The organism is Allobosea sp. LC85, assembly GCF_000735605.1.
GTDB lineage: Bacteria > Pseudomonadota > Alphaproteobacteria > Rhizobiales > Beijerinckiaceae > Allobosea.
This window is the reverse complement of record NZ_JPKG01000019.1, coordinates 17,682-41,813: the sequence shown is the minus strand read 5'-3', so window position 1 is coordinate 41,813 and position 24,132 is coordinate 17,682. Positions and strand designations below refer to the sequence as shown.

Genomic DNA, 24,132 nt, shown 5'->3' with positions numbered 1-24,132 from the left:
CTGCGACGGACGAACTCTGGTCGCGGAGCGCTCTTGCCCTCGGGCGCGCCTACCAAGCGCGGGAGTTGTCGCCGGTCGAGGTCCTCGACGCGATCCTGGCCCGTTGCCAAGCTATCAATCCGCAGCTCAACGCGATCGTGACGCTCGACGCCGCCGGAGCGCGGCAGGCGGCTCGCGACAGCGAAACGCGATGGCGCCGGGGCGAAGCGCTGGGGGCCCTCGACGGAGTGCCGCTGACGGTCAAGGATAACATTCCCGTTCGCGGCTTGCGCACGACCTGGGGCAGTCGGTTGCTGGCAGACTACACGCCAGTGCGGGACGAATTGCCGGTTGCGCGGTTGCGTGCGCAGGGCGCCGTCATCCTCGGCAAAACCAATGTCCCCGAATTCACCCTACAGGGCTACACGCACAATGAACTCTTCGGGACGACTGGCAATCCGTGGAACCCGCGCCTGACGCCTGGCGGGTCGAGCGGCGGCGCGGTTGCTGCCGTTGCTGCGGGGCTTGGTCCGTTGGCCGTTGGCACCGACGGCGGCGGATCGATCCGCCGTCCCGCCGGCCATACGGGGCTCGTTGGCCTCAAGCCGTCGACAGGGCGCGTGGCGCGGGTGAGCGGCCTGCCGGCGATCCTGCACGATTTCGAGGTTATCGGCCCGATCGCGCGGACCACGGCCGACGCTGCGCTGCTCTTTGCGGCGATCGCGGGACCTGATCTGCAGGATCGCACCTCCCTCGCATTTCCTACCGGAGCGGGCACGATCGAGCCCGCGCTGGGGCGGCAACGGATCCTCTACGTGCCGCGCTTCGGCGCGTCTCCGGTCGATCCCGAGATCGCGGCCCATGTCGCCGACGCTGCGCGCGCGTTCGAGGCGCTCGGCCATATGGTAGAGGAGGGGGAGGCGCCTTTCGACATCCCGACTCTCGATCGCATCTGGTCCATCGTCGGTCCCGCTGGCCTCGCCTGGTTCCTGCGCGATCATCCGGGCTGGGAGGGGGAGGTGCAGCCGGCGTTGCGTCGAGTCGCCGAGCAGGGCGCCGCGCTGCAGGCGGCGGATTATGCGGATGCGCTTGAGAAGTCGGTGCGCATGCGCGCGGGCTTCGCGGAAACGTTCACGGCGTTCGATGCGATCCTCACGCCATGCTTTGCGGCACTGCCGTGGAGCGCCGATGCCACGCATCCTGAATTCATTGACGGCCGGCAGGCAGGCCCGCGTGGCCATGCCGTCTTCACCGCGTTCGCCAACGCTGCCGGACTGCCGGGGATCAGCATTCCGTGCACGCCTTCGAGCGGCGGACTCCCGATCGCGATCCAGCTGGTTGGCGCGTTCGGGGCCGACGAACTGCTGCTGAGCCTCGCGGCGCAATACGAACAGGCGCACCCCTGGGCCGACCGGTGGCCGGCGCTCGACGCATCGAAATAGGCGCATCATGACATTCGACATCGAACGCGCTGCGGCGCTCCTGATCGAGGCGCGCTCGCAGGCGCGGCAAGTCACGCCTTTCTCGCCGGCTCCATCAACATCCGACGAGGCCTATGCGGTGCAGGACGTGGTCGCGTCACGCATCGGCGCCATCGGCGCCTGGAAGGTCGGCGCCAAGGCTGCGGGCCAAACACCCAATGCAGCCCCGGTCCCTTCCCGGCTCGTACGGCCAGGCCCGACCGACTGGCCGTCCTCGTCGCTTCACATGATCGGCGTCGAGGCGGAGCTCGCCTTCCGTCTCGGCCGCGACATCCCAGCGCGCAGCGAGCCCGTTTCGCGCGACGAGATCTGGGCCTCGATCGAGTCCGTTCATGCGGCGATCGAGGTCGTGGATACGCGCCTCGCCGATTGGCGGAACGCCGATCGCCTGTGGGTGCTCGCCGACAATCAGAGCAATGGTGGCTTCGTCTACGATCCAAAGGGAGCGTCGCTTTCCGCCGCGTCCTTCGCGGATGCTGCCGTGCGCCTTGTCGTCAACGGACGCGCGATCGTCGATCGGCGCGGCGGCAATCCCGCAGGCGATCCGCGCTGGCTGGTCGAGTGGCTCGTCGATCATTGCGCGCGGCGGCGCGGCGGAATGCGCGCTGGCATGTTTGTGACCACGGGGTCGTATACCGGTATGGAGTTCGTCGAACCGGGCGCTTCCGTACAGGCAGTCTTCGACGGGATCGGCGCGGTCGACCTCCGCTTCCCCTAACGCGGGAGACCGGTCTGAAGGCTTGCGCCAAGCCGCGCCGTCGATGACGGCGCAGGTGCGCATCTCCGTCGTTTCGTTGGCAGTTTTGGAGATTTTAGAAATAAATTTATCATGTAAAAACAAGTAGATAATGTAATTTTGCATACTAAATGCAAAAAACTGTTGTGCTTCGGACGGGGCATGTTCATAAAAGTGTCGAGAATGCCGGGAGCTGGCGCGCGACGCGCCTCAGGCCGCAGAAGCATTCCAAAAACATCTGGTGGAGACGGTTCAAGGAGGCTCATGTGAGCTCGCAAGCTGCCGCGCTCGGCGGGTCGATGGCGCACGCCAGAAGTGGCGTTCGCTGGAAGATCTTCCTGCTGATGCTGTTCCTCATCGCGATCAACTACATCGATCGCGCGTCGCTATCCGTCGCGATGCCGATCATCGCAAAGGAATTCAACCTTGATCCGGCGGTGCAGGGCCTGATCCTGAGTTCATTCTTCTGGACCTACGCATTGATGCAGGTGCCGGGCGGCCTGCTCGCCGATCGCTACAAGCCGCGTATCGTTATCGCTGCGGCGACCATCGGGTGGGGCTTCTTCCAGGCCATTGCCGCAGGAGCGACCAGCTGGGTCGTGCTGCTGCTGACGCGCCTCGGGCTCGGCGCCTCGGAGGCGCCGATCTATCCGGCCGGCGGCAAGCTCAATGCGATATGGATGACGCGCAGCGAACGCGCCCGCGGCGCGACGCTCCTCGATGGCGGCGCGCCGCTCGGCGCCGCTCTCGGCGCGATCGTCATCACCTGGCTCATCGCGGTTTTCGACTCCTGGCGCATCGCCTTCGTCGTCGCGGGCATCGGCACGATGGTGTGCGGCCTGTGGGCCTGGCGGTACATCCGCAATACGCCGCGCGAGCACCCGTCCGTCAACGAGGCGGAGGCACAGTACATCGAAGAGTCGCACGCACTTGAGGACGCCGAGTCGCCCGCAGGGAGTGGGAAGTGGACGGCTTATTTCCGTCACCGGTCCGTCTGGTGCATGTGCTTCGGCTGGATGTTTTTCAACACGGTCTTTTATGGCCTGCTGACCTGGATGCCGAACTACCTGTTCAAGGTGCACGGCTTCGATATCAAGACGCTCGGCGGCGCAACCTTCCTGATCTTCTTTGCCGGCTTCGTCGGCGAGTTGGCGGGCGGATGGATCGGTGATTCCTGGCAAGCACGCGGCGGCAGCCCGAACCTAGTCTTCCGCACGCTGTTCGGCATCGCTGCGGCGCTCGCGACCGTGTCGATCTTCTCGGTCGCCTATGTGAAGGATCCGGTCGTGGTCGTCGCGCTGTTGTCGACCACGCTGTTCTTCCTGCGTTGGTGCGGAATGTATTGGGCCATTCCCTCGATCCTTGCCGGGCGCGAGCGCGCGGGCTTCCTTGGCGGCTGCATGAATCTCGGCGGCAACATCGCCGGCATCACGGTGCCGCTCATCGTCGGCTTCATCGTGCAGATCACGGGCTCCTACTTCCTGGCGCTCATGTTCTTCGCAGCCGCCGGTGTCGCCCTGTTCGCCTGCTCGACGGCGATCGACTACAGCCGGAAGCTCGCGGTCTGAGCATGTCGATCGAGCCTCCGCTTGCATGAGCGGAGGTCTGCAATGTTCGTGCGACGATGGAGAAGAAGATGACCAGGCTCGGAATGCTGACGCCGTCCTCCAACACGGTGCTCGAACCCGTGACGGGCGCGATGCTGAGGAATCTTCCTGACGTCACGGCTCACTTCTCGCGCTTCAAGGTCACGGAGATCGCCTTGACGCAGGAAGCGCTCGGGCAGTTCGACGACAGCGAAATCCTGCGGGCAGCGGAGCTCCTTGCCCATGCCAAGGTCGATGCCATCGCCTGGAACGGCACGTCGGCGAGTTGGCTCGGCTTTGATCGCGATGAGCGGCTATGCGAGCGGATCGAGGCGGCAACTGGCATTGCTGCCTGCACCTCCGTTCTGGCCTTCCGCGAAATCTTCGAGCGCACGGCCGCGCGGAGGATCGGGTTGGTCACGCCCTATCGCAGTGACGTGCAGGAGAAGATCAAGACCAATTGGCGCGCCGCCGGTTTTGACTGCGTGGCGGAGCGTCATCTGCAGCTTCGGGACAATTTCGCTTTCGCAGCGATCACCGAGGCGCAGATCGATCAGCTCGTTCGTGAGGTTGTGCGCGAAGGGTGCGATGCCGTGGCGATCGTGTGCACCAACATGCGTGGCGCGGCGGTCGCGGCCGCTGTCGAGCGCGACCTCGGCACCCCGGTCTACGACTCGATCGCGACGACGCTCTGGAAAAGCCTTTCGGTGACAGGCGTCGATACGCGACGCGTGCAAGGTTGGGGCGGCGTCTTCGAGATGGGGACGCGGCCGCAGGATGCGGTACCGGCGCCCGCCGCTGTCGAACGGGGCGCGCCATGAACCTCGCCTCCGTCAAGAACCGCCGGCGCGCAAGTGCTGACAAGACAACCAATCTCGGCGACATCGAAACCTTCGCGCGCGTCGTCGCCGCCTCCAGCATGACGATCGCCGCTGCCGAACTCGGGATCGCCGTCGGCGTGGTATCGAAGCGCATTCAGCGGCTCGAAGCGAAGCTCGGCGCGCGGCTGATCGAACGGACGACGCGGCGGCTGATCCTGACCGAAGCAGGCGAGGGCTTTCATCAGCGCGTGAATCGAATCCTCGAAGCCTTCGAGGAGGCAATCGAGTTCACGGCGGAAATCTCCACCTCCCTTCGCGGCGTCCTGCGTGTGACGGCGCCCACCTCTTTTGGCCGCATGCATATCGCGCCGCATCTGCCGCGCTTCCTGGAGGCGCATCCCTCGCTTGAGATCGAGCTCGATCTCTCGGACGATTATGTCGATATTGTCGGACGCAGTTTCCATGCCGCGATCCGCATCGGCGAACTGGCTGATTCTTCGCTGATTTCCCGCAAGCTCGCGCCGATTCATCGCGTCCTGTGTGCTGCCCCCTCCTACATCGCTCGCTTCGGCGAGCCCGCCACCATTGCGGACCTTTCCGCGCACAGTCTGCTTGCCGCCAGCAATCAGGATTGCTGGTCGCTCGAAGGGCCGGAAGGTGCCGTCGCGCTACCGGTGCGCGGCCGCCTGCGCACGAATTCGAGCGAGGTGGTCAGGGAGGCCGTGATGGCCGGGTTTGGAATCGCGTTGAGATCGAGCTGGGATATCGGAGCGGAACTCGCCTCGGGCAAGCTTCGGGTGGTCCTACCGGGCTACAGGTCGCCCGGGCGCGTCGGCCTGTTCGCGCTGTATCCGAGCAAGGAGCTGATGCCCACCAAGGTTCGCATGTTCGTGGATTTCATGGCCAGCCTCTATGGACCGAGGCCCTACTGGGACCGAGGCTTGTGGAGCGATGAAGCCGGCCCTGCGTTGGCGACGCTATCCTGCGGCGCCGACGGGCCTAACAGTGTTCGCACGCCATGAGCATATCCTGTGGCGTCCTGAGTCGGCGGTCCCGGAAGAAGCGAAGCATGACCAAGAAGCGGAGCAAAGCAGGATGAAGCCTGCCCGAGACATCGGCAAAAAGCCTCGCAAGGAGCGCAACTCGCTCAGCGATCGGCGTATTCGAGTCAGTCGCGCGGGTTTGCACGACCAGGCGGCGAACCGCCTGCGGACCTTGATCGTCCGCGGCGACCTGGAGCCCGGTGAGCAGATCAACGAGGCGGAGCTCTCCGAGGCGCTCGGCGTTTCGCGCACCCCTTTGCGGGAGGCGTTGAAGCTCCTTGCGGCCGAGGGCCTGGTAGAGCTGAGGCTCAACCGCAGCGGGATCGTGACACCTCTTCGCCGCAGCGAGATCAATGACCTTTTTGAAGCGGTAAGCGGGATCGAGCGCGTCGCGGCCGAGCTTGCGGCGGCGCGCATGAGCAGCCGGGATCTTCAGAAACTCAAATCGCTGCAGAATCGCATGGAGCGCCACCATGGCGCCGGCCAACTGCGGGACTATTTCGAGCTCAATCAGCAGATTCACAATTTCATCGTCGCGTCGTCCCGCAACAACACGCTGAAAGCTGCCCACCAATGGCTGTTGGCCCGCGTCGAGCGGGCGCGCTTCTTCGCGCTGTCTTCCCATAACCGGTGGGACGAGTCGGTGCAGGAGCACAGGGACATTCTCGACGCGCTCGAGCGCCGCGACATCGAAAAGGCCGGAAAACTGCTGGCCGATCACGTTCTGCGCACTGGCCAGGTCGTGAATGAACTTCTGCATGCTGATCGTGACGAAGAGCGCGGGGAGATGCGCGCCGCGCCGAGCGAGTGATCAGCGAACGAATAAGAGGTCGATCTTGAATATTCTGTTGCTGAACCCGAACACCACGCGGGACGTCACGGAACGTCTCCATGCGGTCGGACAGAGCGTGGCGTCGCCTAGTGTAAAGCTCGTTCCAGTCACTGCCGGCAAGGGGGTGCCATATATCGCGACCCGTGCCGAGGCGCAGATCGGCGGGGCGGTAGCACTCGAAATGCTCGCGGAGGCGCATCGCAACGTCGACGCCGCGATCATCGCAGCCTTCGGAGATCCGGGCCTGCTCGGTGCGCGCGAACTCTTCGATATCCCGATCGTCGGCATGGCCGAGGCCGCGATGCTGACCGCCTGCATGCTGGGGCGCAATTTCTCGATCGTGACCTTCGCGAGAGCCCTGGAGCCCTGGTATCGCGAATGCGTCGAGATGCACGGACTCCGCGGGCGCTGCGCGAGCATCCGCATGCTCGAGGGCCCGTTCCGCTCCATTTCCGACGTTCAGGAGGAAAAGGAGCATCTTCTCGTCGAGCTGGCGAACCGCGCGATTCGCGAGGACGAAGCCGACGTGATCATACTGGGCGGCGCGCCGCTTGCCGGCTTGGCAGGCAAAGTGAAAGACCGCGTTCCTGTTCCTCTCGTGGATCCGATTGCGGCAGCGGTGAAGCAGGCGGAGGCGCTGGTGAGCCTTGCGCCTCGCAAGGCTGTCACTGGCACATTCCGCCGCCCGGACGCCAAATCAACCAAGGGCCTGGCGGAAGCGCTGGCAAAGCGGATCGAGCACCGACCGGTGGGGAACGGCGCTGTAGCGGCGGGGGCGCATCCATGAGCGGCTACGATGTCATCATCCGCGGCGGCACGATTGCCACCGCCTCCGACACTTTCGCGTGCGATGCCGGGATCAGCGATGGCCGCATCGCCGCGCTCGGACGCGATCTGGCATCCGCGGGGGAGGTGATCGATGCGACAGGAAAGCTGGTCCTTCCCGGTGGCATCGACAGCCATGTTCACTTCTCCCAGCCATCCGGGCCCGATGTCGTCATGGCCGATGATTTCGAGAGCGGCACGCGCTCGGCGGCTTTCGGTGGCAATACGACGGTCCTGCCGTTCTGCCTGCAGCAGAAGGGCCAGTCGCTGCGCGAGGCGGTGAAGGCCTATCATGCCGAGGCCGCCGGCCGCTGCTATATCGACGTCGCCTTCCATCTCATCGTCGCCGATCCGACGGAGCAGGTGCTTGGCCAGGAGCTCCCGGCCCTGATCGAGAACGGCTACACCTCCTTCAAGGTGTTCATGACCTATGAAGGGCTTGCCCTATCCGACCATGAGATGCTCGAGGTGATGGCGGTCGCGCGCGAAACCGGCGCACTGGTGATGGTGCATGCCGAGAACTACGATGCGATCCGCTTCCTGACGGAGCGTTTGGAGCGCTTGGGGAAAAACGCTCCCCTCTATCACGCGCGCTCGCGCCCCATTCCTGTCGAGCGGGAAGCCACGCATCGCGCGATCTCGCTGGCCGAAATCATCAATGTGCCCGTGATGATCGTCCATGTCTCCAATCGCGAGTCGATGGAGGAGATCAGGCGCGCCCAGATGAAGGGGCTCAAGGTCTACGGAGAGACCTGCCCGCAATATCTCGTTCTCACGGAGCGCGATCTCGATGGCCTTAACATGGAGGGCACGAAATATGTCTGCTCGCCGCCGCCGCGCGATAACGAAAGCCAGCTAGCCTGCTGGGAAGGCCTGCAACAGGGCGTCTTCTCGGTCTTCTCCTCCGATCACTGCCCGTTCCGATACGACGATCCGCAAGGCAAGCTCACGCCGAAGGGGCGCACGAGCTTCCGCTGGGTGCCGAACGGCATCCCGGGCGTGGCGACGCGCCTGCCGATCCTGTTCTCGGAAGGTGTGGTCAAAGGCCGGATCGACCTCAACCGTTTTGTCGCCCTGACATCGACGAACCACGCCAAGACCTATGGCCTCTACCCCAGAAAGGGAACGATCGCCGTCGGCGCGGATGCCGACATCGCCATCTGGGATCCCGAACGTCGCGTCACCATCACGCATGATCGTCTCGCCGACGGATCCGACTATACCCCCTATGAGGGGATGGAAATCACCGGTTGGCCGGTCCTGACCATGGTGCGCGGACGCGTCGTCGTTCGCGACGGCGAGCTCGTCGGGGACAAAGGCTTTGGAATTTACCTCCCGCGCGAGAAATCTCCGCTCGCGAAGGCAACTGTGTCAGGTTGGTAGAGTGCGAGTGAGGAGCGCACCTTGGACCGGTTGACTGGAATCCAAATCTTTGCCCGCTGCGTTGAGACCGGCAGCCTCTCAAAAACCGCGCGCGATCTCAATATGAGCCAGCCGAGTGTCACGAAACACATGGCGTCGCTCGAGCGGACACTCGGCGCGCGGCTGCTCAACCGCAACACCCGCGGCATCAGCGTCACCGAGATCGGCGCACTCTATTACGAGAAGTGCAAAACAATCTTGCGGCAGCTCGAGGAGGCGGACGGGATCATCAGCGCGACGCAAGGCCGGCTCGTGGGAGCCCTGCGGGTCGGCACCTCCGTCGCTTTCGGCCGCCGCGTCCTTGCGCCGCTTCTCATCGAATTCAGCGAAAGGAACCCAGATCTGCGCGTCGACCTCAGCTGCGAGGACACCTATGTCGATCTCGTTGCGCAAGGAGTCGATGTTGCGGTTCGACTCGGCAAGCTCGCGGATTCTTCGCTTGGCGGGCGCTATATCGGCGTCAATCCCTGGGTGATGATCGCATCTCCGCAGTACCTGGCTCGGAGCGGCATCGTCCGGACGCCAGAGGAGCTGTCCGCGCGAGACTGTCTCGTGTATTCGAGCGTACAGGGCGATGACATCTGGCGCCTGTGCTCCCCCTCGGGCGAGCGGTACTCCATTCCGGTCAGGGGACGACTGCGATCGAATAATCTCAGCACGATCCTGGCGGCGGCGACGGCGAATCTCGGCGTTGCGATCCTGCCCCGCTATGTCGTCTCTGCTTCGCTCCGCACCGGGCGTGTTGTGGAGATAATGACTGACTACGCGCTTCAGGAGCAGGAAATCCACGCGGTCTATCCGTCTCCTAAGCTCGTACCGGCCAAGGTCGTGTCCTTTATCGACTTCATCCGCAGCCGCTTACGGCGCGATTGGTGGCTTGATATCGCCTGATTCGAACTATCAGGGCTCATTTGAAGTTCGACGGGCCTGAAGCGATCGGTCGCGTGCTCAAGCTGAGCCATAATCTCCGCGTCACTGGCCCAGGCTTCCGCCAGTTCGACCCCTCTGGCGTGACGAAGCCCGTGGAGAAGACAGCCCGGGGCGCATTTTGCCGAGGGCAGCCAGGCGCGTGTTAAGTCGCTCGACAGCTTGCGATGGCGCCCACCGACGCGCTGGAAATTGGCTTGGCGTCACATCCTTGACAGGGAGCTGCGATTTCATGTCCCCGACAGGGGGTTCCGGATGCATCTCTCCCAAGCAAGCAAGTGCGGCTTCAACGGCAGGATCGCGATCCTTCGCCATATCGCTCTCACCGGCAGGACGATTGCAGGATATCCTGTCTGGACGGTTGAGGAATTCGATGCGCTTCGGGGCCTCTATCCAGACAGGCAGGCCATTGCGTTGGCACTGGTCCGGAGAAGCAAGGTGGCGATCCAGCACAAGGCGCGCTCCCTCGGCTTGATCACACCGCGACGGATCTGGTCAGAGCAGGAAGTGGAACTCCTGCGCACGCTATACCGGACACCTGTCACCACGGCTGGCCTCGTCGAAGGCTTTCCCGGTAGAACCAAGCAGCAGATCTGGCGGAAGGCCGGCCGCCTTCGAATCCGGCGACCGCGACGGCCGCTCCGGATGACCGGCCTTCCTTTCGTCGACAGCGTTCGCCAATACGCGTTCGCGCAGGGGCACTCGATGACGGACATGGATGCTTGGACAGGGGCGAAGGGCTATTTCCGCTCTCCTCGTTACTGCAACTGGCGAGCTCTCACGCGCGCGGTCGAACTTTTGGGCTGCGAACCAACGGTGAGCTGGCGACATGACAGAGCCGATCTGGATCACCTATCACCGCAAACGAGCAGATCATGACGAACGGTTGCGCTGCATGGCAGGGCATCGAAGATTTCGCGGTCATTCTGCTCTATCCCAACTACGAGGCCATCCGGCAGCTTCTTCCGTGGAGGAGTTATTCCGCCATCCGCCACCGCGTGCGTCGGCTTGACATCGCTCGACGTCGTCACATTTGGACGGCACCGGAGATTTCACGGCTGACTGCCGCCTTCCGGGACGGAGCCTCGAATGATGAACTCACGAGGCTTTTTCCCGATCTGAGGCCAGGCCAATACCTCGGTAAGGCGCAGCATATAGGGTTGCCCAAACGTCGTCCCAAGTTGATCGCCTTCGACTGCCTCGCCCTGCGCGACATTCGTTCTCGGGCTGCCGAAGTCGGCTTCTCGCTTCGCGATCTCGATAGAAAGGCCGGGACGGGGCAATATTTTCAGCGCTCCACCCGCCGCATCTGTTTAAGGAGTATCGTGCGGGCGGTGGCTCTTCTTGGCGGAGAAGTTGCTCTGCGACAGCCGGGCAGCAAATGACCGTCTGGCTTTGATATGAGCGGAGAGAGGCCTCTTTCATGCAGCCCAGCAAACTATACTTTACCTTTGATCCTCTCGCTGGCGCCGAATCTCCTAACGATTACAGTGCCCATCAATATCCCGAGTGGCGCGCCACTCCTGGGCTCCTGTTGGAGCTTCGATTTTACAGCTTTCTTAGAGCCGATTTTGCAATGGGCCTTCAGGCTTTGGAACCTTGGAACAGGGTCGTGTCCCAACTCGTGGTGTAGCTGACGGTAGGGACCGTCGAGCGCCGGCGTTGGCCGGGCGGGTTGCAGACGATGACGTCGATCGAACCCTCGAGCCTCAAGCCTGAAAGGGCACCGAACGTGTCGCCCTGAAATACCGACACTCGGTCGGCCAGGCCAAGATGAGCGACGTTGCAGCGTGCGACCTCGACGCATCCATCGGTGAGATCGCTCGCCCAGACACGCGCACCGGACACGCGGCGCGCGATCGCGCATGCGAGATTGCCCGCCCCGCAGCACATGTCGACCACTCGCGGCGCCGGCAAGTCCATTCGACGCAGAAGATCGACCGCGGTCGTGCCGAGCAACTCCGTCTCCGGTCGCGGTACGAGTGCGCCGGGGGCGACGAGCAACTCCACCCCCATGAACACTGTGCGGCCCCTGCGGTATGCGTCGGCGATGCTGATTTCTTCCCTCATGACGCGCCCGCTTTCTTGTTGCCGGCCTGGATATCAGGTGGATCGCTACCTCGCGTAGAATGTTGCCATCATGGCAGCATCGAGCCGCTCCTTCGAGATCTGTTGGGAAATCGAATGGGTGCAGAAGAACGGCAGCGCAAAGGCGCGCCGGGCCAGGAGCTCCCTCAACGCGTTGCAGACTTCACGCGACCGATGGACTGTCGATCCCTCGTGGCGACGCCGAGGAAGTGCCGTCGGTGTACTCCCGCTAATTCCACCCGGATAGCCCGGGGGAGTGGAACGGCCGCCGTCTACGGACGTTGCACACTCAGGAGGACGCGCGATGAAGGTTTCAGTGATGACGCTGTTGGTTCTCACCGCACTGGCGACGGGCGCTTGCAACACGACCGGGCAGCGGATCGGCGGGGCTGCCGCCGGAGCGGGAACGGGGGCACTTGTTGGTGGCCCGGTTGGCGCGGTCGTTGGTGGGGCGGCCGGCGCGGTAACGGCTCCGACCGTGGTGCGCGCGACACGTCGCGCGACACGTTAGCCGCGAGCCCGAACGGCTGCCCCCGTTCGGGATCATTCAAGGTCGGTACCGAAATTGCGAGTGACAGAATTCCTTCTCGGAAGGCAAACGTCGTTCGCGCCGCAACTGGTTCAGCTGTAACGCCCCTCAAGCCGTCGATCGATCCCCAGTGCGGCGAGCGTGCAGAGCGCGCCCGAGAGCAGATAGACGCCGACCCAGGCCAGCCCGAACTGGCTCGACACGGTCAGCGCCACGAGTGGCGCGAAGCCGGCGCCGAGCAACCAGGCAAGATCCGAGGTCAGCGCTGCGCCGGTGTAGCGGTACTGCGTCCCGAAGCTCGAAGCCACGGCGCCGGCAGTCTGGCCGTAGGAAAGTCCAAGCAGGCCAAAGCCGATGATCACGTAGATTGTCTGCCCCGCCAGGCTGTCGCCGAAGAGCAGGGGGGCGATGATGCTCGACAGGCTGAAGAGGGCGATCATCCCGCCGGAGACAAGGAGCGTGTTGCGGCGACCGATCTGGTCGGCGATCAAACCGGAGGTGACGATCGCGCCGAAGCCAACCACGGCGCCGGCTGCCTGCACCATCAGGAATTCCGAAACCGAGCGTTCGGTGAAGAGGTTGATCCAGCTCACCGGGAAGATGGTGACGAGGTGGAAGAGCGCAAAGCTCGCCAATGGCACGAAGGCGCCCAGGATAAGCGTGCTGCCGCGTGCCCTGACCAATTCGAGGACCGGCATGGGCATGAGTTCGCGGGTTTCCATGAGCTCGGCGAACTCGTGGGTTGCGACCATCCGCAGCCGCGCGAACAACGCCACGACATTGATCGTCAGCGCGACGAAGAAGGGGTAGCGCCAGCCCCAGTCGAGGAAATCTCCCCTCGACAGCAAGCCTTCGAAATAGGCGAACAACCCGGCGGCAAGGATGAAGCCAAGCGGTGCACCGAGCTGCGGCAGCATGGCGTACCAGCCGCGGCGGCCGGCGGGCGCATTGAGGGCGAGCAGGGAGGACAGCCCGTCCCAGGCCCCACCGAGTGCGATGCCCTGCAGGAGGCGGAAGATCGCGAGAATGATGCCGGACCAGATGCCGATCGTGGCATAGCCGGGCAGGAAGGCGATGGCGGCTGTCGAGCCGCCGAGGAGGAAGAGCGCAACGGTCAGCTTGGCTGCCCTGCCGTGGCGACGGTCGATCGCCATGAACAGCACTGTGCCGATCGGGCGCGTAACGAAAGCGAGCGCGAAGATCGCGAAGGCATAGAGCGTCGCGGTCAGTCGGTCGGCGAAGGGGAACACCAGCTCGGGAAAGACCAGAACGCAGCCGAGGCCGAAGACGAAGAAGTCGAAATATTCGGAGGTACGGCCGATGATCACGCCAATCGCGATCTCGCCGGGCGAGACATGGTCGCGCCCATGCTCGTCTGTCAGGTGACCCGATGTATGGTTCGCTGCCTCAGCGCTCATGACCGGGAACCCCTCGCTATCGGGCAGGTCGGATCGTACGGGCTTGCCCGCACCTCATGCAAATGGATACGGTGGATCGAAGATACCCGTCAAACCTTCGCAATGGGACAGATTGCCTGATGGGTGGCGGGAAGGAACGGGAATAGAGAAGGTTGTTCCGGCGGCAGGGAGGTCTCGAGTCTCTTGCGGATCCTTCGGTTTCTAACGATTCTGCCTGTTCTTGCCGTGCTCGGCGGCTGCCAGATGGTGCTCTTGTCGCCCTCGGGCGATGTCGCGGTGCAGCAGCGAAACCTCCTGCTGACCTCCACGGCGCTGATGCTCCTCATCATCGTGCCGGTGATGGCGCTGACGGTGTTCTTCGCCTGGCGCTATCGCGCTTCGGCCAATGCGACCTATGATCCCGACTGGCATCATTCGCTGCCGCTCGAAGTGGTGATCTGGGCCGTGCCGCTGCTGATCGTCATCGTCATCGGCGCGATCACCTGGATGGCCACCCATCTGCTCGATCCCTACCGACCGCTCGGGCGCATCAGCGCGGCGAAGCCGGCTGCCGCTGCAAGGATGAGCGAGAACGCACCGCCGCAAAGGCCGCTGGTCATCCAGGTCGTGGCGCTCGATTGGAAGTGGCTGTTCCTTTACCCGGAGCAGGGCATCGCCTCGCTCAACGAGGTCGTCGCGCCGGTCGATCAGCCGATCGAGTTCCGGATCACGTCCTCCACGGTCATGAACTCCCTCTTCATCCCGGCGTTGGCCGGGCAGATCTACGCCATGCCGGGCATGCAGACGAAGCTCAACGCCGTGATCAATCATCCCGGCGATTTCGAAGGCTTCTCGGCCAATTACAGCGGCGCCGGCTTCTCCGACATGCGCTTCCGATTCCATGGCGTTGACGGCCAGGGCTTCGAGGACTGGACCCGGGCCGCGCGCGAGAAGGGCGGGCCACTCGGGCGTGATGAGTATCTCGTGCTGGAGCGCCCCAGCGAGCGCGAGGCGGCGCGGCAGTTCCGCGATGTCGCGCCGGATCTCTTCGAAGCGATTCTCAATAGGTGTGTCGATCGCGCCAGGATGTGCACGCGCGACATGATGGCGATGGATGCCAAGGGCGGCGGCGGCAAGGAGGGTATCTCGACCGTCATGGCGCTCGAATACGACAAGAGCCTACGTCGGGGCGGGCAGCCGATGCCGCCGCGCCCCTTCGTCACGGCGATCTGCACGCCCGCCGACGTCTACGGCACCGCGGGCGCCGTCGCCCGCGTCGCCAACTGAACCGCGTCCGTGATGGTCGCCGCTAGCGAGACGAGGGATCCATGACCTCCTATCCCGAATGGTGGAAGCTGGTGTTCGGCCGTTTCACCTTCGAAGCGCTGCCGCTGCATGAGCCGATCCTGGTTGCGACCTTTGGTGTCGTGGTGCTGGGCGGCCTTGCGCTCCTCGTGCTGATCACGCGGATGAAGGCCTGGGGCTATCTCTGGAACGAGTGGTTCACCAGCGTCGACCACAAGAAGATCGGGATCATGTACATGATCCTGGGCGTCATCATGCTGCTGCGCGGCTTCGCTGACGCGCTGATGATGCGCGGCCAGCAGGCGATCGCCTTTGCCGGCAGCGAGGGATACCTGCCGCCGCATCATTATGACCAGATCTTCACCGCCCATGGCGTCATCATGATCTTCTTCGTGGCGATGCCCTTTGTCACGGGACTGATGAACTTTGTCGTGCCGTTGCAGATCGGCGCACGGGACGTCGCCTTCCCCTTCCTCAATAATTTCAGCTTCTGGATGACGGTGGGTGGCGCCGTGCTGGTGATGACTTCGCTCTTCATCGGCGAATTCGCCACGACCGGCTGGCTTGCCTATCCCCCCCTCTCAGGCGCCGCCTACTCGCCCGGGGTGGGCATGGACTACTACCTCTGGGGGCTGCAGGTCGCGGGCGTGGGCACCACGCTCTCCGGCGTCAATCTGGTGGCGACCATCGTCAAGATGCGCGCGCCCGGCATGGACATGATGAAGATGCCCGTCTTCACCTGGACGTCGCTGTGCACCAATGTCCTCATCGTCGCGACCTTCCCGATCCTGGCGGCGACGCTCGCGCTGCTGACGCTTGATCGCTATGTCGGCACCAATTTCTTCACGAACGATCTCGGCGGCAACCCGATGATGTACGTGAACCTGATCTGGATCTGGGGCCATCCCGAGGTCTACATTCTGATCCTGCCGGCCTTCGGCATCTTCTCGGAAGTGGCCTCGACCTTCTGCGGCAAGCGGCTCTTCGGCTATGCCTCGATGGTCTATGCGACGGTGGTCATCACCATCCTGTCCTATCTCGTCTGGCTGCACCATTTCTTCACAATGGGCTCGGGCGCCAGCGTGAATTCCTTTTTCGGCATCACGACGATGATCATCTCGATCCCGACGGGCGCGAAGATCTTCAATTGGCTGTTCACGATGTATCGCGGACGCATCCGCTTCGAACTGCCGATGATGTGGCTCGTCGCCTTCATGCTGACCTTTGTCATCGGCGGTATGACCGGCGTGATGCTCGCGGTGCCGCCGGCCGATTTCGTGCTGCACAACAGCCTGTTCCTGGTTGCGCATTTCCACAACGTCATCATCGGTGGCGTCGTCTTCGGCATCTTCGCCGGCATTGCCTACTGGTTTCCGAAGGCCTTCGGCTTCAGGCTCGAGCCGTTCTGGGGCAAGCTCTCCTTCTGGTTCTGGGTCGTCGGCTTCTACGTCGCCTTCATGCCGCTCTATGTGCTCGGCCTGATGGGCGTGACGCGGCGATTGAACCGCTTCGAGGACCCTTCGCTGCAGATCTGGTTCGTAATCGCGGCAATCGGCGCGGTGCTGATCCTGTTCGGCATCCTTTGCTTCCTCATCCAGATCGCGGTCAGCATCATCCGTCGCGACGAGTTGCGCGACACGACCGGCGACCCCTGGGACGGGCGCACGCTGGAATGGTCGACCTCCTCGCCACCGCCGGATTACAATTTCGCCTTCACCCCGGTGATCCACGATCATGACTCGTGGTCCGACATGAAGAAGCGCGGGTATCAGCGCCCGCTCGCCGGTTTCCGGCCGATCCACATGCCGAGGAACACCGGGGCCGGGGTCATCATCGCGGGATTGGCGACGCTTTGCGGCTTCGCGCTGATCTGGCACGTCTGGTGGCTCGCGGCCCTGACCTTCGTGGGCGTGGTGGCGAGCGTGATTACGCACAGCTTCAATTACGACCGCGACTTTCACATCCCGGCAGAGACCGTTCTGCGCGAGGAGGATTCGCGTAGCAAGCTGCTGGCCCGGGCCTGAGGAACGATGATGGAGAAGGCGGCAGCACAGGTCCAGGTCTCGAACGGCGCCCCGACGTTCTACGTCACGGAAGAGGAGCACGAGCACTCCGGCGGCTCGACCATGCTCGGCTTCTGGATCTACCTGATGAGCGATTGCCTCGTCTTCGCGGTGCTGTTCGCGACGTTCGGGGTGCTGGGACGCAACTACGCGGCGGGGCCGTCCGGCGCCGACCTGTTCGATCTCAGGCTGGTGGCGGTCAATACCGGCCTGCTGCTGCTCTCCTCGATCACCTATGGCTTCGCCATGCTGGCGATGGACAAGGGCCGGCAGGCCGCGATGCAGGCCTGGCTTGTCGTGACAGGCCTGTTTGGCCTCGGCTTCATCGCGATCGAACTCTATGAGTTCGCGCATCTGATCCATGAGGGCGCGACGCCGATGCGCAGCGCGTTCCTCTCCTCCTTCTTCACGCTGGTCGGCACGCACGGGCTGCATGTCACTTTCGGCCTGATCTGGCTGGTCGTGCTGATGAGGCAGGTCGCAAGACGCGGGCTGATCGAGGCCAATTGCCGCCGGCTGATGTGCCTGAGCATGTTCTGGCACTTCCTCGACATCGTCTGGATCGGCGTCTTCACCTTCGTCTACCTGATGGGCGTGCTGAAATGAGCGGAAGCCAGAACCACGCCGAGCCCCACGCCGAGCACGGCGACCACGGCGACGCCCATGGCGCTCCCCATGGCAGCCTGCGCGGCTACGTCACCGGCTTCGTGCTTTCGGTCATCCTGACGGCGATCCCGTTCTGGCTCGTCATGAACGACGTGCTCGGTCACGCGACCCTGACCGCGCTCGTGATCATGGGTTTCGCGGCCGTGCAGATCGTCGTCCACATGGTCTATTTTCTGCACATGAACAGCCGCTCCGAAGGCGGCTGGACGATGATGGCGCTGATCTTCACCATCATCATCGTGGTGATCGCGCTCTCGGGCTCGCTGTGGGTCATGTTCCACCTCAACGCCAACATGATGCCGAGCGACATGCACCGGATGTGAGGCGGGCGTCGTGACCTTCCCGGAAATGGGGCAGGGGCGCCGACCGCACACGGCGCATGTCATCTTTGTTGCCGCGGCCTGCCTGTTCACGCTCATCTTCGCAGGGCTCGGCATCTGGCAGATGCAGCGGCGGGCCTGGAAGCTCGACCTGATCGCCCGTGTCGAGGCACGCATCCACGCGCCGCCATCTGCCGCGCCAGGGCCGGCGGAGTGGGGCAAGCTCAGCGCCGCCACGGATGAATACCGTCGCGTTAGCCTGCAGGGGCGCTATCTCCCTCTGCCGGAAACGCTGACGATGGCGGTGACGGAGCGGGGTCCCGGCTTCTGGGTGCTGGCGGCGTTTCGAACGGACGCCGGTTTTACCGTTCTCGTCAATCGCGGCTTCCTGCCGGAAGGGCGGCGAGGGGCCGACGAGCGGCGCAAGGTTGCCGGCGAAGCGGCGAGTCTGGTCGGGTTGCTGCGGCTGAGCGAGCCGGGCGGCGGCTTCCTGCGTGCGAATGATCCTGCGGCCGGGCGCTGGTATTCCCGCGACGCCGCGCAGATCGCGCGGGCGCAGGGCGTCGGAGAGGTCGCGCCCTATTTCGTCGATGCCGACGCCGTCTCCGAGCCTGGCCCGCTGCCGCAGGGCGGGATGACTCAGGTCAGCTTCCGCAACACGCATCTCGTCTACGCGCTGACCTGGTTCTGCCTTGCATTGATGAGCGCCGGGGCGGCGGCGTATCTGATCCGGGGCAAGGCCGAGGGGCCGCCGCCGGCGTAGACGCAGTTTTGTCACCAACCCGGCGGCTTCGGCCAACAATCCGAACTCCACCCAGCTTCATCGCCCTTGCCAGTTCGGCGCACGCTTGGCGAGGAAGGCCTCCATACCCTCGCGAAAATCGGCGCTCATGTAGCACATCAAGACGAGATCGCTTTCCCTCGTCCGGTCGGACCGGGTGATCCGCCGCATCGCCTCCTTGGTCGCGCGCAAGGTCAGTGGCGCGTGCCGAGCAATGGTCGTCGCCAACTCCTTCGCCCGCTCCATCAGCGCGGCGTGGTCGAAGACGAGTTCAGTGTAGAGGCCGATGCGTTGGCCCTCGTCGGCATCCATCAGCCGCGCGGTAAAGACGATGTCCTTGACCCGCGCCGGTCCGAGCAGGGTGGCCAGCCTGGCATAATTGGCCATGGACAGGCAGTTGCCGAGGGTGCGCGCCACCGGGAAGCCGAAGCGGGCGTCGCACGTCGCAATCCTGAGATCGCAGGCGCAAGCGATGCTGGCACCTCCGCCCGTTGCGGCTCCCGAGATCGCCGCGATGGTCGGAACCTGGCACCCCTCGATCTTCTGCAGGGCACCGTCGATTCGTGCCTCATAAGCCAGCGCATCCTCCGGCTTGTTGAAGGCACGGAACTGCGAGATGTCCGTGCCGGCCGCGAAGGCCTTCTCTCCCGCCCCGGTCAGAACCAGCACCTTCGGGGAGCCATGGGCTTCGATATCCGAGCAAATCTCGGCGACGCGGTCATACATTGCGAATGTCAGCGCGTTGCGCGCCTGCGGCCGGTTGAGCGTAATCCAGCCGATCCCGCCGTCGACCTCGTAGCAGATCTCGTCACTCATCGACGCATCCTCTCCCTCATGCAACGGGCATCAGTGAAACCGCTATCGCCGGCGCCCGGCGAGAGCGCAGCGTCGGATCGGCTTGCGCCAGAGCCTGAGTTGCATCTCGTTTCAAGCTCATCTTCGCAGGGCCTGGGCCACGAAAGAGACGCCGCCGAGCAGAACGACGGCGTCGAGCAGCAGCGCGTGGACCTTGAGCGGGATGCGGGCGAGCAGTGCCCTGGCAAGCCAGGCGCCCGGGGCCATGCAGAGGCCGATCACCGCGCCGAGCCAGACCTGCGGGCTGGTCAGGACCGCCGCCTGCCCGAAGACCAGAGTCTTGGTGAGGTGCATGGTGAGACCGACGATCGCATCGGTCGCAACCAGTGCTGCCCCCGCAAGCCCGGCACCGAGCAGGATCGGGATCATCAGCAGTCCGCCGCCGATCGTCGTGCCCGAGAGGAAGCCGAAGATGGCTGACGCGACCAGCACTCCGATCGGCCCGATCTCGAAGCGCCGACCGGCGAGCAGGCGCTTGAGCACCACCACCGCGATCAGGAAAATCCCAAGCACCAGCCCGATCGTCGCCTCGTCAAGCCTGGTATAGAGCACCGCGCCGGCAAGGCAGCCAGGGATCGCCGCCATCAGGATGCGCCCTGTGACGGGCCAGTCGATCAGTGTCCGGAAGGCGCCGACGCGCGCGACATGGCTGAGCAGCATCGCAACGCTGATCGTCTGTACGACCGAGGCGACGCCGATGATCGGGGCCAGCACCAGCGAGAGAACGATCGCACCGCCCGAGCCAGTGAGCGCGCTCAGCAGCGATCCGATCAAGGCGGCCGCGCCGACGGCAAGCGCCGTCGCCACCTGCACGGCCGATCCGAGCAAAGCCGGGTCGGCCACGAGGCTCATGGCAGATAGGCCCCGCCATTCACATGCAGGGTCTGGCCGGTGAGGTAGCGTCCGTTCGGCCCGGCAAGGTAGCGCACCATCGCCGCGACCTCCTGCGGCCGGCCGCGGCGTCCGACCAGGGTGGTGCGGTGCTTGTGATGGTCCGGCTCCGCCGCCGAATGGCCGCCGCGCACGGTATCGATCAGCCCCGGCGAGACGAGGTTGACCGTGATCTCGCGCTCGGCCAGTTCTTGCGCCAGCGCCTTGGTGAGGCCGTCGAGCCCCGCCTTGGCGGTGACGACATGGGCGCGTTGCTTCGCGCCGGTATAGGCTGTGAGACCGCCAATGTTGATGATGGCGCCTGCGCCGCTCGCGGTCAGCGCGTCAAGCGCCGCCTGCGAGCACAGGAACGGGCCGTCGAGCGTGACGCCGAGCACCTGATGCCATTGCGCCAGCGTCATCGCGTCGAAGGCCACTTCGCCGCGGATCGCGGCATTGTTGACAAGGATGTCGATCCGGCCGAAGCGCTCGAGCGTGGCCTCGACCGCGGCGCGGACCGAGACGGGGTTGGTGACATCGGCCAGTTGCCAGGCTGCGCGGCCGCCCTCGGCCTCGACGGCGGCGACCATTTCGCCTAGCCCCGCCTCGTCCGAGAGCGCCAGCCCCATCACCGCTGCCCCGCCGGAGGCGAGCTCGAGCGCGATGGCGCGGCCGATATTGCGGGCTGCTCCTGTGACCAGCGCAACCTTGCCATCGAGTTCAGCCATCGCTCAGCCCCGTGCCGCCGAGAGGTCGACGCTTCCGCCGGCGACGAGCTTGTCGAGCGCGGCAGCGACCTGCTCGGAGCGCTCGCGAGCCCAGCCGCCGAAAGCGGCGTTGTCGCGGAATTTCTGCAGGATATCGGCGGCGGAAAGTGGCTCATGCGCTCCGCCGCGCATGTGCGGCTGACGCATCTCGCGCACCGAGCCATCCTTGAGGGTCGCCCTGATATGGCCGCTGAAATTGCGCGGGTATTCGTCGGTGGGATTGATGACATAGGAGACCCTGGCGGCCAGCGCCCTGACGCTCGCCTCCGCCACGCGTTCCTCGGTGAACTGCCCGAGCCCGGCGCCGCCATCCATGAAGCCGATGGCAACGCAATAGGGCGTCGAGAACTTCGCCGCATAGGCGTTGGGCGGCGCCTGCTTTTGCTCCAGCGGCTCCCAGAGGCGATGTACCGTGCCTTCCCCGACCTCGCATTCCAGGCTGACGATGTCCTCGGCCGTCACACCCTGCTTCGCCAGCGCAATCGCGCAGTCGACGAAGGGCTGGGTCATCGTCCCGCAGGCATAGGGTTTGAAGGCGAGCGTCTCGAGGACCCAAGTTCCACCCAACCCGTCGAGCAGCGGCATGAAATCCGGCGCCTTCGACGGTGCGAAGGCGCGATAGAAGCCATGATGGCCCTCGATCACCGTCGCCGGCCCGAGGAAGCCGGCCTCGGCCAGCAAGGCGGCGCGGATGCCGGCCTGCGCCGCCGCGCCGGCATGGAGCCGTTTGGTCCAACTGCCGTCGGCGAGATATTCAATGATGCCGGAGGCCAGGCTGCCAGCGACGCCGATGGCATGCGCGATCAGCTTCGGTGGCAGGCCGAGCGCGCTCGCAACTGCGGCAGCAGCAGCAGGGGCGCCGATCACAGCGGTCGGGTGGAAGCAGGCCTTGTGGATCGCCTGCGGCGTCACCAGGCTCATCCGGCACATCAGCTCGGTGCCGACTGCGACGCCGCGCAGCACCGCTTCGCCAGAGAGCCCGCGATGCTCCGCCGCCGCCAGCACGGCCGGCACGATCACCGCGCCGGCATGGATCGGCCCGCCCTCGAACGTATCGTCGAAATCCTCGCCATGCGCCGCCGTGCCGTTGACCAGCGCAGCGTCATAAGGGCCCAGGCCCCCTACGTGGCCGATCGCGGTTGCCTTGCCTGACGACGCGGTCGAAGCCAGAGCGGCGCGGACATAGTCGGTGCCACGCGCCGCAACGCAGAGCCCGGCGACGTCGAGCAGCAGCAGGCGGACGGTCTCCCGCGCCTTGGGGCTCACCGTCGCATGGGCGGCGAAGCTGCCGAGCCGCAGCGCGACCGGTTCACCGGCGATGGAAGTCTGGTGGTTCACGCGTGCGCATCCTTGAGCTTGGCATTGCGCGCGTCGCGGAATTCGCGGACGAGCGAGAGGGTGACGAAGACGGCCGATGCGAGCAGCAGGCCGACCGCGATCGGATCTTCGAGGAAGATGGAGTGGTCGCCGCCCGAGAGCAGCAGCGAGCGGCGATAGCTCGACTCGACCATGTGGCCGAGCACGACGCCGAGGATCAGCGGCAGGAACGGGTAGCCGGCACGGCGCATCAGGTAGCCGACGAGGCCCATGCCGAGCGCGATGCCGAGATCGGCGAGCGAGGTGTTGAGCGTGTAGATGCCCGACAGGATCAAGGCGAGGATGAAGCCGGCGAGATAGGCGCGTGGCCGGTTCACCAGCCAGACGCAGACCGGCAGCAGCAGGATGCCGACGACGATCTGCGCCAGGGTTGCGATGAACGAGCCGAGATAGAGCCCGACCACGACATCGGCGTTCTGCTCGAACAGACGGGGCCCCGGCAGCAGCCCGTGGATCAGCAGGCCGCCGAGCAGCACCGCGGTCGAGTTCGAGCTCGGGATGCCGAAAGAGAGCAGCGGGATCAGCGCGGTGCTGGCCACCGTGTTGTTGGCGGTCTCGGGCGCGGCGACACCCTCCTCGGACCCCTTGCCGAATTTCTCCGGTTCCTTCGACCAGCGCCTGGCCTCGTTATAGGAGAGGAAGGCCGCGATCGAGCCGCCGCCGCCCGGCGTCAGTCCCTCGAAGGTGCCGAGCAGGCAGCCGATGAACTGCGAACGCTTGAGCCTGTTCATCATGTTGAGGCTGGGCAGGCGGACCTTGACCTGCTCACGCAGGCCGCCAATGTCGCGCGAGCCCGATTGCATCATCAACTCGCTGACCGCGAAGATGCCGATCATGATCAGGACGGGCTCGACGCCGCCGAGCAGCTCCGGGCTCCCAAAGGTGAAGCGCGTCACGCCCGAGATCGGGTCGGTGCCGATCGTCGAGATCATCAGCCCGACGACCGCCGCGGCGAGGCCCTTGAGCAGCGAGCCGTTGGTCATGGAGGCGATGACGCTGAGGCCGAGGATGCCGAGCGCGAAATAGGATGTCGGCTTGAAGGCGAGTGCGACCCAGGAGAGCGGCTCGGTCAACGCGACGAGCATGACCAGGCCGAACAGGCTGCCGATGACGCCGGACCAGAGCGAGATGCCGAGCGCCTCGCCAGCCCGGCCTTGCTTCTTCATCTCATAGCCGTCGATCACGGTCGCGGCGGCCGAATTGGTGCCGGGTGTGCGGATCAGGATCGCCGGGATCGAGCCGCCGTATTCGGCGCCGATATAGGTGCAGGCCAGCATCACGATCGCCTGCACCGGCGCCATGCCGTAGGTGAAGGGCAGCAGCAGGGCCATGGTGATCGAAGCCGAGATACCGGGCAGCGAGCCGCCGATGATGCCCCAGATCAGGCCGGCGATCGAGAACAGGATGATCGGCGAGCCGAACAGGAGGTCGAATGCGATTCCGAGCGAATGCATCATCGTCC

General features: G+C 64.7%; 24 protein-coding genes. 17 read left to right on the top strand and 7 right to left on the bottom strand.

What is annotated here, in order from left to right; all coding sequences use genetic code 11:
- The first annotated feature begins 65 nt into the window (after positions 1–65).
- The 11 genes from FG93_RS09035 (at position 66) to FG93_RS08985 (ending at position 11,037) form a co-directional block, all read left to right on the top strand.
- Positions 66–1,421 (top strand): amidase, encoded by a 1,356-nt coding sequence (locus tag FG93_RS09035; protein ID WP_244448541.1) that lies wholly within the window; start codon positions 66–68, stop codon positions 1,419–1,421.
- Positions 1,422–1,428: 7 nt separating this feature from the next.
- Positions 1,429–2,178 (top strand): 2-keto-4-pentenoate hydratase, encoded by a 750-nt coding sequence (locus tag FG93_RS09030; RefSeq protein ID WP_043233824.1) that lies wholly within the window; start codon positions 1,429–1,431, stop codon positions 2,176–2,178.
- Between the two features lie 284 nt (positions 2,179–2,462).
- Entirely contained in the window at positions 2,463–3,764 is a 1,302-nt protein-coding gene (locus tag FG93_RS09025; RefSeq protein ID WP_043233823.1) for an MFS transporter, read from the top strand.
- A gap of 68 nt (positions 3,765–3,832) precedes the next feature.
- A complete protein-coding gene (locus FG93_RS09020; protein WP_244448540.1) occupies positions 3,833–4,603 on the top strand; it encodes an aspartate/glutamate racemase family protein in 771 nt (256 codons plus the stop codon).
- The gene (locus tag FG93_RS09015) at positions 4,600–5,625 is read left to right on the top strand and encodes a LysR family transcriptional regulator (RefSeq protein WP_052513537.1); all 1,026 of its coding nucleotides are present in this window, start codon (positions 4,600–4,602) and stop codon (positions 5,623–5,625) included. The genes FG93_RS09020 and FG93_RS09015 overlap by 4 nt, the downstream gene beginning before the upstream one ends.
- Before the next feature lie 73 nt (positions 5,626–5,698).
- Complete coding sequence (locus tag FG93_RS09010) at positions 5,699–6,457, top strand: GntR family transcriptional regulator (protein WP_081881425.1); 759 nt, start codon at positions 5,699–5,701, stop codon at positions 6,455–6,457.
- A gap of 25 nt (positions 6,458–6,482) precedes the next feature.
- Positions 6,483–7,265: an aspartate/glutamate racemase family protein gene (locus tag FG93_RS09005; protein ID WP_043233821.1), complete on the top strand. Its 783-nt coding sequence runs from the start codon at positions 6,483–6,485 to the stop codon at positions 7,263–7,265.
- Positions 7,262–8,686 (top strand): dihydropyrimidinase, encoded by a 1,425-nt coding sequence (hydA, locus tag FG93_RS09000; protein WP_043233820.1) that lies wholly within the window; start codon positions 7,262–7,264, stop codon positions 8,684–8,686. The genes FG93_RS09005 and hydA overlap by 4 nt, the downstream gene beginning before the upstream one ends.
- Positions 8,687–8,707: 21 nt before the next feature.
- The gene (locus tag FG93_RS08995; protein WP_043233818.1) at positions 8,708–9,616 is read left to right on the top strand and encodes a LysR family transcriptional regulator; all 909 of its coding nucleotides are present in this window, start codon (positions 8,708–8,710) and stop codon (positions 9,614–9,616) included.
- A gap of 291 nt (positions 9,617–9,907) precedes the next feature.
- Positions 9,908–10,531 (top strand): hypothetical protein, encoded by a 624-nt coding sequence (locus FG93_RS08990; RefSeq protein WP_043233817.1) that lies wholly within the window; start codon positions 9,908–9,910, stop codon positions 10,529–10,531.
- Positions 10,528–11,037: a hypothetical protein gene (locus FG93_RS08985; RefSeq protein WP_043233815.1), complete on the top strand. Its 510-nt coding sequence runs from the start codon at positions 10,528–10,530 to the stop codon at positions 11,035–11,037. Before FG93_RS08990 ends, FG93_RS08985 begins: the two co-directional genes overlap by 4 nt.
- Positions 11,038–11,236: 199 nt before the next feature.
- Here FG93_RS08985 and FG93_RS08980 read toward each other — a convergent pair whose 3' ends face one another.
- Complete coding sequence (locus FG93_RS08980; RefSeq protein ID WP_081881401.1) at positions 11,237–11,722, bottom strand: methyltransferase; 486 nt, start codon at positions 11,720–11,722, stop codon at positions 11,237–11,239.
- Between the two features lie 322 nt (positions 11,723–12,044).
- Here FG93_RS08980 and FG93_RS31715 point away from each other — a divergent pair, with 322 nt between their 5' ends.
- Positions 12,045–12,251: a hypothetical protein gene (locus tag FG93_RS31715; RefSeq protein WP_152579366.1), complete on the top strand. Its 207-nt coding sequence runs from the start codon at positions 12,045–12,047 to the stop codon at positions 12,249–12,251.
- Positions 12,252–12,361: 110 nt separating this feature from the next.
- Here FG93_RS31715 and FG93_RS08975 read toward each other — a convergent pair whose 3' ends face one another.
- The gene (locus tag FG93_RS08975) at positions 12,362–13,687 is read right to left on the bottom strand and encodes an MFS transporter (RefSeq protein ID WP_043233813.1); all 1,326 of its coding nucleotides are present in this window, start codon (positions 13,685–13,687) and stop codon (positions 12,362–12,364) included.
- Between the two features lie 189 nt (positions 13,688–13,876).
- Here FG93_RS08975 and cyoA point away from each other — a divergent pair, with 189 nt between their 5' ends.
- The 5 genes from cyoA to FG93_RS08950 are packed head-to-tail and all read left to right on the top strand — an operon-like array spanning position 13,877 to position 18,783.
- Positions 13,877–14,953, top strand: coding sequence for a ubiquinol oxidase subunit II (gene cyoA / locus FG93_RS08970; RefSeq protein WP_200878090.1), 1,077 nt, complete (start codon positions 13,877–13,879; stop codon positions 14,951–14,953).
- 41 nt (positions 14,954–14,994) lie between these two features.
- Positions 14,995–16,995: a cytochrome o ubiquinol oxidase subunit I gene (gene cyoB, locus FG93_RS08965; protein ID WP_043233812.1), complete on the top strand. Its 2,001-nt coding sequence runs from the start codon at positions 14,995–14,997 to the stop codon at positions 16,993–16,995.
- Positions 16,996–17,004: 9 nt separating this feature from the next.
- A complete protein-coding gene (gene cyoC / locus FG93_RS08960) occupies positions 17,005–17,640 on the top strand; it encodes a cytochrome o ubiquinol oxidase subunit III (protein ID WP_043233811.1) in 636 nt (211 codons plus the stop codon).
- Positions 17,637–18,023, top strand: coding sequence for a cytochrome o ubiquinol oxidase subunit IV (gene cyoD / locus FG93_RS08955; protein WP_043233809.1), 387 nt, complete (start codon positions 17,637–17,639; stop codon positions 18,021–18,023). Before cyoC ends, cyoD begins: the two co-directional genes overlap by 4 nt.
- Before the next feature lie 25 nt (positions 18,024–18,048).
- Positions 18,049–18,783: an SURF1 family protein gene (locus FG93_RS08950; protein ID WP_052513536.1), complete on the top strand. Its 735-nt coding sequence runs from the start codon at positions 18,049–18,051 to the stop codon at positions 18,781–18,783.
- A gap of 57 nt (positions 18,784–18,840) precedes the next feature.
- Here FG93_RS08950 and FG93_RS08945 read toward each other — a convergent pair whose 3' ends face one another.
- The 5 genes from FG93_RS08945 to FG93_RS08925 all read right to left on the bottom strand — a co-directional run bounded on the left by FG93_RS08945 (position 18,841) and on the right by FG93_RS08925 (position 24,124).
- The gene (locus FG93_RS08945; protein WP_043233808.1) at positions 18,841–19,617 is read right to left on the bottom strand and encodes an enoyl-CoA hydratase/isomerase family protein; all 777 of its coding nucleotides are present in this window, start codon (positions 19,615–19,617) and stop codon (positions 18,841–18,843) included.
- 117 nt (positions 19,618–19,734) lie between these two features.
- Positions 19,735–20,508 (bottom strand): sulfite exporter TauE/SafE family protein, encoded by a 774-nt coding sequence (locus FG93_RS08940; RefSeq protein WP_052513535.1) that lies wholly within the window; start codon positions 20,506–20,508, stop codon positions 19,735–19,737.
- The gene (locus FG93_RS08935; protein WP_043233807.1) at positions 20,505–21,254 is read right to left on the bottom strand and encodes an SDR family NAD(P)-dependent oxidoreductase; all 750 of its coding nucleotides are present in this window, start codon (positions 21,252–21,254) and stop codon (positions 20,505–20,507) included. The genes FG93_RS08940 and FG93_RS08935 overlap by 4 nt, the downstream gene beginning before the upstream one ends.
- A 3-nt stretch (positions 21,255–21,257) precedes the next feature.
- Entirely contained in the window at positions 21,258–22,631 is a 1,374-nt protein-coding gene (locus FG93_RS08930) for an MmgE/PrpD family protein (protein ID WP_043233805.1), read from the bottom strand.
- On the bottom strand, positions 22,628–24,124 hold the full coding sequence (locus FG93_RS08925; protein ID WP_043233804.1) for a tripartite tricarboxylate transporter permease: 1,497 nt from the start codon (positions 24,122–24,124) through the stop codon (positions 22,628–22,630). Before FG93_RS08925 ends, FG93_RS08930 begins: the two co-directional genes overlap by 4 nt.
- Positions 24,125–24,132: the final 8 nt, after the last annotated feature.

Excerpts from the sequence above, each read along its gene's own strand:
- FG93_RS09010 (WP_081881425.1), top strand. The coding sequence starts at position 5,699 with ATGAAGCCTGCCCGAGACATCGGCAAAAAGCCTCGCAAGGAGCGCAAC.
- FG93_RS08945 (WP_043233808.1), bottom strand. The coding sequence starts at position 19,617 with ATGAGTGACGAGATCTGCTACGAGGTCGACGGCGGGATCGGCTGGATT.
- FG93_RS08980 (WP_081881401.1), bottom strand. The coding sequence starts at position 11,722 with ATGAGGGAAGAAATCAGCATCGCCGACGCATACCGCAGGGGCCGCACA.
- FG93_RS08990 (WP_043233817.1), top strand. The coding sequence starts at position 9,908 with ATGCATCTCTCCCAAGCAAGCAAGTGCGGCTTCAACGGCAGGATCGCG.
- FG93_RS08925 (WP_043233804.1), bottom strand. The coding sequence starts at position 24,124 with ATGCATTCGCTCGGAATCGCATTCGACCTCCTGTTCGGCTCGCCGATC.
- FG93_RS08975 (WP_043233813.1), bottom strand. The coding sequence starts at position 13,687 with ATGAGCGCTGAGGCAGCGAACCATACATCGGGTCACCTGACAGACGAG.
- cyoD (WP_043233809.1), top strand. The coding sequence starts at position 17,637 with ATGAGCGGAAGCCAGAACCACGCCGAGCCCCACGCCGAGCACGGCGAC.
- FG93_RS08940 (WP_052513535.1), bottom strand. The coding sequence starts at position 20,508 with ATGAGCCTCGTGGCCGACCCGGCTTTGCTCGGATCGGCCGTGCAGGTG.
- FG93_RS08985 (WP_043233815.1), top strand. The coding sequence starts at position 10,528 with ATGACGAACGGTTGCGCTGCATGGCAGGGCATCGAAGATTTCGCGGTC.
- FG93_RS09030 (WP_043233824.1), top strand. The coding sequence starts at position 1,429 with ATGACATTCGACATCGAACGCGCTGCGGCGCTCCTGATCGAGGCGCGC.
- cyoB (WP_043233812.1), top strand. The coding sequence starts at position 14,995 with ATGACCTCCTATCCCGAATGGTGGAAGCTGGTGTTCGGCCGTTTCACC.
- FG93_RS08935 (WP_043233807.1), bottom strand. The coding sequence starts at position 21,254 with ATGGCTGAACTCGATGGCAAGGTTGCGCTGGTCACAGGAGCAGCCCGC.
- FG93_RS08950 (WP_052513536.1), top strand. The coding sequence starts at position 18,049 with ATGGGGCAGGGGCGCCGACCGCACACGGCGCATGTCATCTTTGTTGCC.
- FG93_RS09020 (WP_244448540.1), top strand. The coding sequence starts at position 3,833 with ATGACCAGGCTCGGAATGCTGACGCCGTCCTCCAACACGGTGCTCGAA.
- FG93_RS31715 (WP_152579366.1), top strand. The coding sequence starts at position 12,045 with ATGAAGGTTTCAGTGATGACGCTGTTGGTTCTCACCGCACTGGCGACG.
- cyoC (WP_043233811.1), top strand. The coding sequence starts at position 17,005 with ATGGAGAAGGCGGCAGCACAGGTCCAGGTCTCGAACGGCGCCCCGACG.
- FG93_RS09015 (WP_052513537.1), top strand. The coding sequence starts at position 4,600 with ATGAACCTCGCCTCCGTCAAGAACCGCCGGCGCGCAAGTGCTGACAAG.
- hydA (WP_043233820.1), top strand. The coding sequence starts at position 7,262 with ATGAGCGGCTACGATGTCATCATCCGCGGCGGCACGATTGCCACCGCC.